Here is a 13,627-nt window from a genome sequence, read left to right on the forward strand (position 1 = left end):
AGCCTCCTCCTATGTGCGATAAGGCTTGCTGATCGCCCGTTCGAGCAGATCCTGCAGCACGCTGTAAATAATCGTAAGAATCCAGTACATGACCGCAACGGCTAAATACGTCTCAAAATATTTGAGGTTGCCTGATGCGTACATTTTTCCTTGGGCGAACATCTCCATCACTCCTAATGTAAAGGCGAGCGATGTTTCTTTTAACAGGCCGATAAACGTATTTCCCGTTGCGGGAAGCGCGTTTCTGACGGCCTGCGGGAAAATGATCCGTCTGTACGCCTGTGATTTTGTCATTCCGACGGACAGGCAGGCTTCAAGCTGCCCTTCATCGACTGAGTTGAGCGCGGCGCGGAAAATTTCAGCGAGGTAGGCGGCATTTTTCAGGCTTAGCCCGATAATCGCCGCCGTTAACGCCGTCATCTTGCTCATTCCGGGGAACAGCTGAGGCAGGCCGTAATAAATTAAGAAAAGCTGGACGAGCGTCGGCACACCCCGGAAAAATGAAATATACACCTTTGACAGCTGGTGAAGCACAGGAACACGATTTTTTGTGATAAGCGCTAATATAAGGCCGCCGATCACGGCAAATACCATGGCCGCGACGGCCATTAGTAATGTGATCGGCAGGGCTTCGATTAACGCGGGAAAAGCTGAAAACATAAATCCCCAATCAATGCTGTTCATTCTCGATTTTCACCGCCGTTTCTTAATGCTTTGCTTCCGTTGTAATGTCTTCTTTAAAGTACTTTTCAGACAGCTTTTTGAGCGTGCCGTCTTTCCGCAGTTCTTCAATGGCTTTGTCTACTTTTTTGCGGATTTTATCGTGAGCCGCATCCTTCGCAAACGGGAAGGCGACTTTTTCATAGACAATCGGATCTCCTGCTAATTTCAGAGGCAGGCCGGTCTTTTTGATTTGGGCGATCAGGACGCTGCGGCTGTTTACGTAAGCGTCAACGCGCCCGTAAGCCACGTCTTTCAGCGTGCCTTCTTGTGTTTCATACGTTTTAATGTTGATTTTTTTATCCGGGTCCTTGCTCTCAAGGTTTTTCGCGTGGTTTGAGCCAAGAACGGCCGCCACTGTTTTTCCTTTTAGATCATTGACTGATTTGATGTCTTTGTTATCGTCTTTGACGACGATTTGAGTGCCCGCATACGAATACGGTTCTGTGAAGTTATACGTTTTCTTGCGTTCGTCCGTGACAGCGACCTGGTTTGAGATGGTGTCGAGTTTGCCGGTCTGGAGCTCTCCCATCAGGCCGCTGAATTCAAGCAGCTTCCAGTCCAGTTTCATGTTGATTTTTTTCGCAACGGCTTCCATGACATCCACGTCAAAGCCGGTCAGCTTGCCGTTTTCTTTATATGCGAACGGATAGCTTTGCCCCGTGGCGCCGACATGCAGCACGTTAGCGCCGCCTTCGCTTTCTTTACCGTTTCCGCATGCTGATAAGACCGCCAGAAGAGCGGCAGAGAGCAGCAAAGCCCATGTTTTCTTCTTCATTGAAATCCCGCCTTTTCCTATTCATATGTTAATCGTGCAATTGTTTTTTTAAATAGATGGTGATGTGCCCTTTTCCTAAATCCTTTTCGCCTGCGCGGACGTAGCCTTTCCGCTCGTACATGCCGATCAGCCACGGATGCTTGTCCGCTGTGCCCAATGATACGAAGGGCGCTTTTAGTGTATCGCGGAGCACTGTATTCTCCAGCCACTCCAGCATGTCTGAGCCAGTCCCTTTTTTTCCGGTTTCAGGGTCGACGGCGAACCACCAAATATGAGGGACACCGTACGGACCGGGATTCGGCCCCCACGGCATCCGCAGAGAAATCGTCGCCACTATGCGTCCGTCTTCCTCCAGAACGTAACAGGCGTTTTTTTGTATGTTATTCAAAACGAGCTCTTTGTCCGCCGTTGCCGCGGCAAAGTTGATGCCGAGCTTGCGGATCGGTTCATATGCCCTCAGTGTCAGTGAAAGCAGTTCATCAGCGTCCGCTTCCGTTGCGAGCCGGTATCGTTTTGACATGATGAGCCCTCCTTTAATCGGCATATCGGTTTGCCGGTTTTTCCAGTCCGAAATGTTCTCTCAGCGTCGTTCCTTCATACTCTTTTCTGAACACGCCCCGCTCTTGTAAAATCGGAATCACTTTGTCTACAAAAAGAGTGAGACCTTCAGGCAAAAGCGGAGGCATGATGTTGAAGCCGTCACAAGCTTGGTTTTCAACCCATTCCTCCATCTTATCGGCAAGCTGTTCAGGCGTTCCGACAAAGATATGATGGCCTCTTGAACCCGCCACATATTTGTACAATTCGCGGATGGTCATGTTATCGCGTTTGGCCATCTCCTGAACGAGCTTGAACCGGCTTTTAACTGCATTTGACGCTTCCGCATCCAATTCAGGCAGCGGGCCGTCAAGCGGGTAAGCGGAAAGATCGACGCCGCCCAGATAGTTTTGCAGAATGTTCAGGCCGACAGACGGGATGATGAGGTCTTGAAGCTCTTCATATTTGGCCCGCGCTTCTTCTTCGGTATCGGCGATAACGGGAAAAATCCCCGGCATGATCGCGATTTTTTCAGGATCACGGCCGTAAGAAGCCGCTTGTTCTTTAATAGATTGATAGAATTCCTGCGCGGATTCCAGATGATTTTGCGCGGTGAAAATGACCTCCGCCGTTTTGGCTGCCAGCGCCTTTCCGTCACCTGATGAGCCAGCCTGAATAATGACCGGGCGGCCTTGCGGTGTGCGGGCGACATTCAACGGCCCTCTCACGGAAAAATAGGTTCCTTTATGATTCAATTCATGCATTTTGTCTTTTTCGAAAAATGTCCCTGACTCTTTGTCGCGGATAAAGGCGTCTTCCTCCCACGAATCCCATAATCCTTTGACGACTTCCACGAATTCTTCCGCGCGCTGATATCTGAGATGGTGCTCAAGATGCGTTTCACCGCTGAAATTAAGCGCGGTCGATTCAATTGATGATGTGACGACATTCCAGCCCGCGCGGCCGTTGGAAAGATGATCCAGCGATGCAAATTGTCTCGCGATATGGAACGGTTCGCTGTATGTGGTAGACGCGGTCGCCGTCAGACCGATGCGGGATGTGACCTGAGCGAGCGCCGACAGCAGGGTAAACGGCTCAAAGCGCGTCAGCACATTCGGATGCGATTTGCTGTCTATTGATAAACTGTCCGCCAAAAACAGCATGTCTAATTTCCCCCGCTCTGCTGTTTTCGCCAGTTCTTTGAAATAATCCAAATTCATGCTCGCGTCCGCCGGCGCCTCAGGATGTCTCCAAGAGGCGACATGATGGCCGGTGCCTGCGAGAAACACACCGAGTTTGATTTCTTTTTTCTTTGTCATGACGGATCTCCTTCTATAATGAAATACGGTGCGGAATATATTAACACCATTAAACCTATATTTCCTATTAAATTTATAAGAATAAATCAAAATGTACAATTGTCGGGCAAGTTTGTCAATGCATTAAGAAAAAAATCATGATTTTAAAAATAACCCGGCGCACCGGCCGGGTTATTTCTTCGAAACTGAATAGACGCTCCCTTTGACTTTTTTCTTGATGACGGCAATGATAAGCAGCAAGACGGGGAACAGCACTTGAAACGGAAGATGAATATAGATCGGGACAATGTTTAAGCCTTCATTCATATGTTCCGAAAAATTGCTTGCGATGCTGATGGAGAGAATCAGCACCCCCAATCCGACCGGGAAGGCCAGCTGGGACGGATTTTTTTCTTTAAACAGCGTGGACACGCCCACGACAACCGCATATGTAAAAAGGCTGACTTTGAAAAAACCGCCGATGACGAGCACGAGCATGAAAAAGACATCCAGCCGGTCTAAAAACTCTTCCACTTTAATCGTCTGTATGGTGCTCAGCAGCGGGAATTGAGAGCGGAGCATTAAGTTGACATCAAGCACACAAATATTAATTGCCACTGACATCGCCAAAAACAGGCCGCTGATGATAATCGCCAGAAATCCTGTTTTCTTCACCTTTTTCCGATCTTTTAAGCAGGGGAATATCATGACAAACACGATTAATTCACCGAACGGGATGAACATGGTCTGTTTAAATACGGAATAAATGACCGTCCCCATCCCGTCCGCTAAAACAGGCTGGAGAAATCTCAGGTTTATCGTGCCGGAGCTGATAATGAGGATCAGCCCGATGGCCGTCAGGAAATACATAATGCTAAACAGCAGCTCGCCGGCTCTCGCTATGACTTCAATTCCCTTTCTGACCGCAAATATCGCGGCAAGCATCAGCATGCCATTCACAATTAGAAGGGGCGTGTCCTGATAGGCGAAGGTGACAAGCATTTCGCCAAAATCCCTCAATATGCGGGCGGCGATATAAGCAAAATAGAGAATATAAAGAAGAGAGACCGCCCAGCTCAGATGCCTGCCGATCAGTTCGGTCATGTAATCTCTCGGAGAGGACTCAGGAAAATATTGATACAGCGCCTGATATACGTAGAAAAGTCCGAGACCGGTAACGCACCCGAGAAGCACGGACAGCCATGCATCCCGCCCGGCCATCGTGCCCGGCGGGATCAATAACGAACTGCCCAATTCAAACAAAATGATCATAACAAACAGCTGGCGTGTGCCGATTTTCGCATTTTCCATACGCTTCGCTCCTTTCTCCTCAAATCAATCGTGCTCAAGCTTGTCTGAGAGAGGGTTATTCCGCAAGCCCGTTCTTCTGATAATGACTTCCGTTTTTACGTCCACGGGGATGTTGGGGAAAATTTCTTCATCCCACTTCCCTTCGAGCTTTTTCCATTTGTCCGGATGTTTTCGATAGATCAGGTCTCCGAACCCGACGAAATCATTCTTATGGGCTTTAATACCTTCAATTGATTTGGTGATATCTCTATCAAGCTGCGTGCTGAGCGCCTTTTGCATGACCATGATCACTTTCGGATCAGACAGATGGAAAGGGTATCTGACAGCGTCCACAAGCCCTTCGACCTCAGCATGAACGTGAATATGCGGTTTTCCGTTCGGAAAAGTGGCCGTCACCTTTGTATTCTGGCGGGTGACCTGCAGACTGATGGCATGCTTCACGTTCTTCCAATCCGCATTGATAAACGTATGCTTGATTTTGTTCAGCAGCCATACAGCGCCGACACTGTCATCATCCTCGATCCAGTAGTCCAGTCTCCCGTCCTTTTTGAACACCGCCAGTCCGTCCGCTGACAGCACCGCTTTCGGTTCAGTCGTCTGCGTATTTTCCATCGTAGGGCCGGCTTTATCGTCTCCGTGCATTTCATAACCCGGAATAAACGGCGACCCGGTCGGAGAAGCGAGATCAATCAGAACGTCCTGAAGGCTTGTTTTCACGACTCTGCCGTATTGTTCCTGTGTGAAGCTGAGCGTCTTGTTCACTTTATTGGAAGGGATTTTATCAATCGGCGTCAGCACTTTAATAATGTCTTCAGCCTTGCAATTATGCGCAATAACCGCGGTTGCGGTCGTCCTGAATTCGGTATCACGGTCAAGGTTGTCCAGAATAAAATTGAGTCCTTCCTCTTTCGCGAGCCTTTCACTGAACACCACAAGATTCGTATGCGCAAAATAGAGCCTTCTGGACACCTTCATCGAGGCTTTTCTCAAAGCTTCCGTCATATTGTCTCCGGACACGGAATAGACGGAAACCGGCGGCCGGTCTCCCGCTCCGCCGCCCTGCAGGCCGCCGGCTACGTTTCCCGGGTTGATAATCTGAAAGTGAAGGACGTATTTTCCCGATTCGGTACGGTCAATACCGATGGCGGAGATTACGGCCAAATCGGTCAGCTCCCTTTTATCCCAGCATCCTGATACAAATATAAGAGAAACCATCGTACAAAGGAGGAGTATCCATTTACGTCTTTTCATTGCCGCCGCCCTCTTCTACATCTTTATTAACCATTCCTCTGGAGGTCTCCGGTTTCGGTCTTTGATGTTCTCCTTGGCGCCTGTTGTTTTTCTGCACGAGCAGCCCCGGCCTTTTTTCATCCGCCCATAACGGAGCGCGGAAAATGGAATCCTTCAGCCCGCCCGGGGTCAAAGGAGCGAGCGGGGACATATACGGAAAACCGAACGAACGCAGTCCGCACAGATGGACAAACATCATGATAATGCCCAGAATCAGCCCGTAAAATCCCATGATGGCCGCGGTCAGAATAAAGACAAACCGGATCAGGCGCGCAGATATCGCCATGTCAAAAGCAGGAGTCGCAAAGCTGGCAATCGCCGTCAGCGCGACGACGATCACCATGGCCGGGGAGACGATGCCGGCCTGTACGGCGGCTTGGCCGATGACAAGCGCTCCGACAATCGAAACGGCGGAGCCGACCACTCTCGGAAGACGGACGCCCGCTTCCCTGAGAATCTCGAAGGCCACTTCCATCGTCAGCGCTTCAATTACGGCCGGAAACGGCACGGTCTCCCGCTGGGCCGCGATGACGATCAGCAGCTGCGTCGGAATCATTTCCTGATGAAAGGTCGTCGCCGCCACGTAAATCCCCGGCGCCACCAGCGAAATGAAGAAAATCAAAACCCGAAGCAGCCGGATGCTTGTAGCGATATCAAATCGGGAATAATAATCCTCGACCGATTGAAAAAATTGAATGAATAAGGCCGGCGCGATAAGAACAAACGGCGTTCCGTCCACAATAATCGCAAATCTTCCCTCCAGCAGATTCCCCGCCACAACGTCCGGCCGTTCCGTATGATACACAGTGGGAAATACGGAAAACGGCGCGTCTTCAATAAGCTGTTCAATGTAGCCGGATTCCAGAATGCCGTCGATGTCAATGTGCTTCAGCCGTCTGCGGACTTCCTTAATCAGCTTTTTTTCACAGATTCCGTTAATATACATCAGCGCGACGTCCGTATTCGTTTCGTGCCCGATCTCCATTTTTTCCACCCATACATCAGGATTTTTTACATACCTGCGGATCATTGAAATATTGGTTTGCAGGGATTCAGTGAATCCCTGCCGCGGTCCGCGGAAGGACACCTGAGTGCTCGGCTCTTCAATGGACCGTTGCTCTCCTCCTTCCGTGCTGGCGATCAGCGCCTTGTCAGCCCCGTCGACAAAAATGAGCGTGCTGCCCGCCACCAGCCCGGCATAAAGGCTTTTCCATTTCTCTTCCTCTTTTACTCCGCCGATCGCAAGCGTTTTTTCATATATCAGGCAGACCGCCTGTTCCGGCTGAACGGACGGGATGTCAATTAAATCCTCCAGAAGGGATTGGCTGACAAGCTGCTCGTCTACCAAACCGGCGATATACACGATCGCAGCCGGAAGCTCTTCTTTTCCGATTTTCAGCCGGCGGATGACGACATCGGCACTGTTGCCGAATCTCTCAGACAGCTTCTTCATATTTTCCTTTAAGCTTGCGGAGATCGGCTCTTCCCGCTCTTTGTCTGATTTGGTTTCCGCTTCTTTTCTATCTTCATTGTCACCGTTCTTTTGATCGTCTTTTTTTCGTTTCTTCTGCTTAAAAAATGGCGGCATATCGCAAAAAACCTTTCCTTGTTTTTTTCATATTCTTCCTGTACAGCAAAAGATTATGCACGTCGGATAGTCTGTATAAGTTTTGCGTAATCGAAAAGGATAAAAAGGGAGAGTGATGTGCATGAAAATATTGGGGGTTTCAATTTTTTTGCTGGCTGCCTGTCTGATGATTTCGATAGGAACGGATATGCTGCAAGGTTTCAGTCTGTATGGAGCGGTTCGAAACAACCTGTCCGCTTTTAAATTAATGACCTTCTCGGAATGGCTGATGCTGTTTTTCTTCGCCCTCTTTTTAATGAAAGAAATGCTGGCTTTATATAAATCAGGTAAAAAAGATGCCTGACAGACGGCTGTATGGTGTCAAAAAAGAACACATCCCTCCCTTTGTCGGAGTTCATGTGTTCTTTTTATTTTTCCGGCGGGGATGGTTTTCAGATGACGATATTTCCGATTTCCGTATCTGTCGTGTGTTTCACAATGACGCCTTTGATAATGCGATTACCGATGATTTTGGTGCTTGCCGAGGAACTGGTTTGGATGGCGGATGCAGAAGCGGCGGAAAGGTTGTTGATGGTATTGCCCGAAATGAGGGAATTGGAGGCACCGTTCAAATAGATGCCGATCGGGCTGCCCGCCGTTCGGTTGATCGTGATCGTATTGTCTATGACTTCATGCGTGCCTGAGTTCAGATACACGGTAACGATAAGCGGTGATGATTCAAAGCGGTTGCCGATGACAGAGGTCCCTGAGGATGTTGAACTGAAAATGGGGTAGTTTTTGTAGCTTTTGAAGAGATTTCCCTTGATAACAGCCCTGGCGTTATTTGTAACAGATACGGCATAGGACTCCGCGGCGCCCTGAAACGCATTCGGGATGAGCGTATTTCCTTCAATGACGGCATTTCCGCCTGTGACCCATATGCCCCGGCTGAATGATGTCAGCACATTCTGTTTTATAGTGATATTGCCGGCTGACATGCTGATTCCGTCTGTTACCTGATTCAGAGTGTTATTCATAAAGACGGCGTTGTCCGAGAGCGTCGCCCGCATCCCCGTGCTTCGTCTCGTTTCGGAACGTCCGTTTTCAATGACATTGCCGTCAACGGTCACATCTTCCGCCTGATAGACGGAAATACCCGCATTTTCAAACTGATTGATTTTGTTGTGAGTGACGAGGACGCTTTTTCCTCTTACATCTATTCCCGTGGAAAAACCGGTAATCAGATTGTTGGAAATGACGGCATTGCTGCTGTCCTGTCCTTGGGATACACCTTGTCCGGCGATTCCGGTCCTTGAGCCGCCGTTTGACCAAAAGAGAACATTCCCGGAAATGACGGTATGTGCGCCGTATCCGTAGCTGATTGTGTTGTCGGAATGATTTCCTTCAATTAACACATGATATCCGTTAAAGTTGGTGACTGAGCTTGCGGCATTACCGGAAAAGAAGTTGTTGCGGATCGTAATATGAAGAGCCTCTTCATAATCAACATCGCCTTCTCCGTACGATTCAATGTCGATTCCGAATTTCGGAGCTGTTCCGTTCCCTTGCCCGGCGTCTTCGATCACGCATTCCTCCACCGTAATGGTATTGCAGCCGGTGATTGAAATGTTGTTCCGTCTTGACTCCCTGATCTCACAGCGGCGGATGGTCACATGTTCTGATGTTTCGTAATCACTGTTTGTTTTTAAACCGAGCGGGCTGACAATAATGCCGTCTCCCGTAAAATCCGATATTTTCACATTTTCGATCAGCACATTGCTGCTGCCTTCAATACAGATGCCAAACCCCCATTCATGAGTCGACCGCAAAGGAACATTGGTATACGTGTGTTCATCCCGTTCCCCGATGATGCGGCCGCCGGTGATGGTGACATTTTCCCGCCTGCCTATATAGAAAGCCGAATAACCCCAGGAGCTGTTCGGCGCCACTTTAATCGTGCATTCCGGATCCATGATGATGGAGAGATGGCTCGGCACATTAATTCCCGCGTTCCTAAACGGCTGGCTTTTGTCACCGCCGAGCGTGCCGTTGATTTTATATGTTCCGGGCGGAAAAAACACCGTATGACTGCCCTCGCTGACAGCCTTAGCCAAGCATTGATTGATGGCGGCCGTCACATCGGCAGTCCCGTCTGCTGCCACACCGCAATCCGTTATATCTAAAATACGATTCGGCAAGTCATAATCTCCTCCTTCCTCTCTTATTTCATCTTATTCCGTCATAATCCGCTCCGCCTGTACATACTTTAAATTTTATTAAAAAAGTTTATGTAGATAGTTTAGTCAGATTATATGACAAAATAAGCCATTGGAATTAGGAAAATCCATCTATATTCAACGTTTTAATATCTTTTCATTCTGGAATTTTTTGAATTCAGTATAAATTATATTGACACAAGTATTATATAAGAATATGATTTTTGTAATACACTTTTTTAAGAAAGGGTTGGCTCAGGTGGCATCTATTGAAAAGGAATCTATAACAGAAACTGTGCCGCAACGAGGCTTTTTCGGTCATCCCCGCGGCCTGTTCACACTGTTTTTTACTGAATTTTGGGAGCGTTTCTCCTACTATGGTATGAGAGCTATACTGCTTTACTATTTATACACGGAAGTCGCTCATGGCGGTCTCGGATTTGATAAAACCACCGCAGTTGCCATCATGTCCATATACGGGTCTCTCGTATACATGTCGAGCGTCATCGGCGGGTGGCTGGCCGACCGGGTATTCGGTACGGCAAACACCGTTTTTTACGGCGGAATTTTAATTATGTTCGGGCACATCGCTCTTGCCTTCCCTGGCAGCACGGCGGCGTTTTTTACCAGCATGACTCTGATCATTATCGGAACCGGCCTTCTTAAACCAAACGTATCCAGCGTTGTCGGAGCTTTATATACGAAGGAAGACGAGCGCCGCGACTCAGGTTTCAGTATCTTTTACATGGGGATCAACCTCGGCGGATTGCTTGCGCCGCTAATTGTCGGAACACTCGGACAGAAGTACAACTACCACTTAGGCTTCGGATGCGCCGCGGCCGGTATGTTCCTCGGACTGATTGTTTTCGCTCTTACGAGAAAGAAATACCTCGGCAAAGCAGGCTCCAATGTACCGAACCCGATTTCTAAATCATCAGTGATCGGAACGGGAATCGGAATAATCATCGCAGCAGCCATTATCATTGTTCTGATTCAAACCGGCTGGCTGACGATCCAGCGTGTGATTGACATCGTCAGTATCCTCGGCATTGCCATTCCGGTTATTTACTTTATTGTGATGTTCATGAGCAAAAAAGCGACAAAAACGGAAAAATCACGGCTTGCGGCTTATATTCCGCTGTTTATTGCGGCGGTTATGTTCTGGGCGATTCAGGAGCAGGGCGCAACGATTCTTGCTTTATATGCCGATCAGCGCACGAGACTTTCTTTTGCGGGCATACATCTTGAGTCATCATGGTTCCAGTCTCTGAACCCATTATTCATCGTCATTTTCGCACCGGTGTTCGCTTGGATCTGGCTGAAGCTCGGCAAACGCCAGCCTTCAACACCGATTAAATTCGCGATCGGCATTATTCTTGCCGGATTGTCATTTTTAGTCATGGTGCTTCCTGTTATGGGCGGAAGCGGCGAGCTTGTGAGCCCGCTTTGGCTTGTGCTCAGCTTCCTTTTGGTTGTGCTTGGCGAGCTTTGCCTTTCACCGGTCGGTTTATCCGTCACAACGAAGCTCGCGCCTGCCGCCTTCTCAGCGCAGACCATGAGCATGTGGTTCTTAACAAACGCCTGCGGTCAAGCCTTGAACGCAAAAGTAGTCGGTTTGTTTGATAAGGTTTCTGAAGCGGCCTACTTCGGCTCAATCGGTCTTATTTCGATCATTCTCGGTATTATTTTAGTACTTCTTTCCCCTGTTATTAAACGGGCGATGAAAGGCGTACAATAAGAGAAAAGCCTGCGGAACCGTCCGCAGGCTTTTTTTGTGCGTCTATCGTTTTAATTCCTCAAGCGTTTCGCTCCACCTCTTCAGGACACCATCCGGCTCGTGAAGCCGGATGACCGGTCCGGATGTCAGATCCGCGTATTTCGCCCGATCTTCCTTGACGGTGATCACGCGGCAGCTGAACCGCTCCCTTTCGTATTTCGCCTCTTTCAGCGGCGGAAGCGCCTCACATTCCAATGTCACGTAATATGCGGCTCCTCCGTGCCAGGCGATGAAAAGAGCTTGTCCCGAATGCCGCAGGCTGTTTACGGTCGTCGTGTTTTTCCATAAGGCGAGCCGGAGATTTGTGCTGCTTACAGCCAGTATTTCACCGGCGCTGATCATGGCTGCGTGCGGACGGCCTTCTTTTGTCACGGACTGCAGCACAAATGCGTCGTGCTGTTTTTTTTCAAGCTCGGTTCCGTCTAAAAGCGTGTAAAGCGCCTCCGGCAAGTGCTCCGTCAGCATTACGCTTTTCTTTCCGGGACAGCGGGAACATGTATGGCCGTCTCCGTTTCTTTCGGATCAATTTTAAATGCCGGGTTGAATGCCGCCGGATTCGTGATGCTTTCCGGTTCACAGGATCTCCATGTGAAAAAGCAGGTTTGGCATTGGTATATTTCCCAAGCGCCTTTGACCGGCGATTGGCTGACGGTTTCTCCTTTTTTCGATTCACAGCGCGGGCATGTTTTCATAGCAAACTCATCCTTTCTTATTGATTCATTAAGTCCATCAGTTTTTGTTCCCACTCTTTCGTTGTCAGCGGAGAATCAAGCGGCTGCGAATAATGGCCTCTTGTTTCCGGCGCGACAGGCGTCGTGGCGTCAAGAATCATTTTGTGTGTCATCCCAGCCGGATCAGATCCCGGGTCAAGCGGAAGGACGGACAGGTCAGGAATGATGACCGCGTCGTGTTTCGGATGCATTTTCGTTGAGAGCGCCCACATGACTTGCGGGAGGTTAAACGGATCGACATCCTCATCCACGACAATGACCATTTTGCAGTAGCCAAGTCCGTGCGGCGTCGTCAGGGCGCGCATGCCGACCGCCTTGGCAAAGCCGCCGTAGCGTGTTTTCGTTGAAATGATGGCGATCAGGCCGTGCGTATACATCGCGTTGACGGCGACGATTTCGTTCGGATAGGCTTCCTTCAGCTGCTGGTAAAGCGGTACGCACGTATTAATGCCGATCATATAATCGCACTCCGTCCACGGCATGCCTAAGTATAAATGTTCAAAGATCGGATTGTTTCTATGATATACCCGTTTGATTTTGATCACCGGCATGCTGCGGCCGCCGGAATAATGACCCGTGAACTCACCGAAAGGTCCTTCGTATTCCCGTTCTCCCGCGAGGATCTCACCTTCCAGAACGACTTCAGCGCCCCAAGGGATGTCTAAATCAGACAGCTTAGATTTGACGATTCTGTAGGGCTCCCCTTGAATCGCGCCGGCCATTTCATACTCGGATTGGTCGTATAGCAGCGGAGTTGATGCAGCTGTCGTAATCACCGGCTCACAGCCGAGCGCAATCGTAACGGGAAGATTGACGCCGCGTTCTTCAGCCTGGCGAAGATGAATCGCAATATCATGCTGAGGCACGGGCTGAATGCCGAGGCGGTCTTTTCCCTTCACCTGCATTCTGTAAATGCCGACATTCTGCTTGCCGAAATTGTCCGGATCTTCAAGATCGCGGGAAATGACGCACGCTTTATCCAAGTAATAGCCGCCGTCCCCCTGGTTGATTCTGAATAGCGGAAGGATGTCAAAAAGGTTGATGTCCTCAGTAATTTCATTTTCATGAAACGGCGCGGTTTCTTCACGTTTGACCGCTACCGGGAATGAATCGTACCGTTTGGCGAACTCAAAGAATTGTTCTTTTACAGGCGTATCTTTCGGCATGCCCAGCATCATCGCGTGATTCGGCCATGATCCGATGACATTCAGGGCGACCTGCGCATGGTGATGTCCGTAAATATTGTTAAACAAAAGCGCGGGGGTTTTATCCCCGAGGTTGCTGGCTGCACGCGCAGCGGCGCCCAGATCCGGCTCCGGTTTTACCTCTTCGTTGACTGTTAAGAGCTGCCCTTCTTTTTCAAGAGCGGCGAGAAATTCCCTAAAATCCTGATAGGCCATTA

13 protein-coding genes are annotated in these 13,627 nt (G+C 49.2%); 2 read left to right on the plus strand and 11 right to left on the minus strand.

Features of this window, described 5'->3' with window-relative positions; genetic code table 11:
* Positions 1–9: 9 nt before the first annotated feature.
* The 7 genes from AUL54_RS08875 to gerKA all read right to left on the minus strand — a co-directional run bounded on the left by AUL54_RS08875 (position 10) and on the right by gerKA (position 7,522).
* Complete coding sequence (locus AUL54_RS08875) at positions 10–684, minus strand: amino acid ABC transporter permease (protein WP_007410261.1); 675 nt, start codon at positions 682–684, stop codon at positions 10–12.
* A 22-nt stretch (positions 685–706) separates the two neighbouring features.
* Positions 707–1,498, minus strand: coding sequence for an amino acid ABC transporter substrate-binding protein (locus AUL54_RS08880; protein WP_060963615.1), 792 nt, complete (start codon positions 1,496–1,498; stop codon positions 707–709).
* A gap of 28 nt (positions 1,499–1,526) precedes the next feature.
* Positions 1,527–2,018 (minus strand): GNAT family N-acetyltransferase, encoded by a 492-nt coding sequence (locus AUL54_RS08885; protein ID WP_016937272.1) that lies wholly within the window; start codon positions 2,016–2,018, stop codon positions 1,527–1,529.
* A 13-nt stretch (positions 2,019–2,031) separates the two neighbouring features.
* Complete coding sequence (locus AUL54_RS08890) at positions 2,032–3,354, minus strand: LLM class flavin-dependent oxidoreductase (RefSeq protein WP_060963616.1); 1,323 nt, start codon at positions 3,352–3,354, stop codon at positions 2,032–2,034.
* A gap of 171 nt (positions 3,355–3,525) precedes the next feature.
* Positions 3,526–4,644, minus strand: a complete 1,119-nt coding sequence (locus AUL54_RS08895; RefSeq protein WP_060963617.1) for an endospore germination permease GerKB — start codon at positions 4,642–4,644, stop codon at positions 3,526–3,528.
* 24 nt (positions 4,645–4,668) lie between these two features.
* Positions 4,669–5,895, minus strand: coding sequence for a Ger(x)C family spore germination protein (locus AUL54_RS08900; RefSeq protein ID WP_060963618.1), 1,227 nt, complete (start codon positions 5,893–5,895; stop codon positions 4,669–4,671).
* Positions 5,882–7,522 carry a spore germination protein GerKA gene (gene gerKA, locus AUL54_RS08905; RefSeq protein WP_060963619.1) on the minus strand — a complete coding sequence of 547 codons (1,641 nt, stop codon included), beginning with the start codon at positions 7,520–7,522 and terminating at the stop codon, positions 5,882–5,884. The genes AUL54_RS08900 and gerKA overlap by 14 nt, the downstream gene beginning before the upstream one ends.
* 121 nt (positions 7,523–7,643) lie before the next feature.
* On the opposite strand from gerKA, the gene AUL54_RS08910 reads away from it, so the two are divergent.
* Positions 7,644–7,865 carry a YczF family membrane protein gene (locus tag AUL54_RS08910; protein WP_060963620.1) on the plus strand — a complete coding sequence of 74 codons (222 nt, stop codon included), beginning with the start codon at positions 7,644–7,646 and terminating at the stop codon, positions 7,863–7,865.
* An 88-nt stretch (positions 7,866–7,953) separates the two neighbouring features.
* Here the strand turns inward: AUL54_RS08910 and AUL54_RS08915 are convergent, their stop codons facing one another.
* Entirely contained in the window at positions 7,954–9,699 is a 1,746-nt protein-coding gene (locus AUL54_RS08915) for a right-handed parallel beta-helix repeat-containing protein (RefSeq protein ID WP_060963621.1), read from the minus strand.
* A gap of 277 nt (positions 9,700–9,976) precedes the next feature.
* Between AUL54_RS08915 and AUL54_RS08920 the strand changes: the two genes are divergently transcribed.
* Positions 9,977–11,455 (plus strand): peptide MFS transporter, encoded by a 1,479-nt coding sequence (locus tag AUL54_RS08920; RefSeq protein WP_060963622.1) that lies wholly within the window; start codon positions 9,977–9,979, stop codon positions 11,453–11,455.
* A gap of 42 nt (positions 11,456–11,497) precedes the next feature.
* Here the strand turns inward: AUL54_RS08920 and AUL54_RS08925 are convergent, their stop codons facing one another.
* The 3 genes from AUL54_RS08925 to bsdC are packed head-to-tail and all read right to left on the minus strand — an operon-like array spanning position 11,498 to position 13,625.
* On the minus strand, positions 11,498–11,959 hold the full coding sequence (locus AUL54_RS08925; protein ID WP_060963623.1) for a hypothetical protein: 462 nt from the start codon (positions 11,957–11,959) through the stop codon (positions 11,498–11,500).
* Positions 11,959–12,186, minus strand: a complete 228-nt coding sequence (locus AUL54_RS08930; RefSeq protein ID WP_060963624.1) for a non-oxidative hydroxyarylic acid decarboxylases subunit D — start codon at positions 12,184–12,186, stop codon at positions 11,959–11,961. Before AUL54_RS08930 ends, AUL54_RS08925 begins: the two co-directional genes overlap by 1 nt.
* Before the next feature lie 17 nt (positions 12,187–12,203).
* On the minus strand, positions 12,204–13,625 hold the full coding sequence (gene bsdC, locus AUL54_RS08935; RefSeq protein ID WP_016937282.1) for a phenolic acid decarboxylase BsdC: 1,422 nt from the start codon (positions 13,623–13,625) through the stop codon (positions 12,204–12,206).
* Positions 13,626–13,627 lie beyond the last annotated feature (2 nt).

This window comes from Bacillus sp. SDLI1 (genome assembly GCF_001553895.1).
Classification (GTDB): Bacteria; Bacillota; Bacilli; order Bacillales; family Bacillaceae; genus Bacillus; species Bacillus siamensis.

Excerpts from the sequence above, each read along its gene's own strand:
- AUL54_RS08930 (WP_060963624.1), bottom strand. The coding sequence starts at position 12,186 with ATGAAAACATGCCCGCGCTGTGAATCGAAAAAAGGAGAAACCGTCAGC.
- AUL54_RS08875 (WP_007410261.1), bottom strand. The coding sequence starts at position 684 with ATGAACAGCATTGATTGGGGATTTATGTTTTCAGCTTTTCCCGCGTTA.
- AUL54_RS08910 (WP_060963620.1), top strand. The coding sequence starts at position 7,644 with ATGAAAATATTGGGGGTTTCAATTTTTTTGCTGGCTGCCTGTCTGATG.
- gerKA (WP_060963619.1), bottom strand. The coding sequence starts at position 7,522 with ATGCCGCCATTTTTTAAGCAGAAGAAACGAAAAAAAGACGATCAAAAG.
- AUL54_RS08900 (WP_060963618.1), bottom strand. The coding sequence starts at position 5,895 with ATGAAAAGACGTAAATGGATACTCCTCCTTTGTACGATGGTTTCTCTT.
- AUL54_RS08890 (WP_060963616.1), bottom strand. The coding sequence starts at position 3,354 with ATGACAAAGAAAAAAGAAATCAAACTCGGTGTGTTTCTCGCAGGCACC.
- AUL54_RS08925 (WP_060963623.1), bottom strand. The coding sequence starts at position 11,959 with ATGCTGACGGAGCACTTGCCGGAGGCGCTTTACACGCTTTTAGACGGA.
- AUL54_RS08880 (WP_060963615.1), bottom strand. The coding sequence starts at position 1,498 with ATGAAGAAGAAAACATGGGCTTTGCTGCTCTCTGCCGCTCTTCTGGCG.
- AUL54_RS08885 (WP_016937272.1), bottom strand. The coding sequence starts at position 2,018 with ATGTCAAAACGATACCGGCTCGCAACGGAAGCGGACGCTGATGAACTG.
- bsdC (WP_016937282.1), bottom strand. The coding sequence starts at position 13,625 with ATGGCCTATCAGGATTTTAGGGAATTTCTCGCCGCTCTTGAAAAAGAA.
- AUL54_RS08895 (WP_060963617.1), bottom strand. The coding sequence starts at position 4,644 with ATGGAAAATGCGAAAATCGGCACACGCCAGCTGTTTGTTATGATCATT.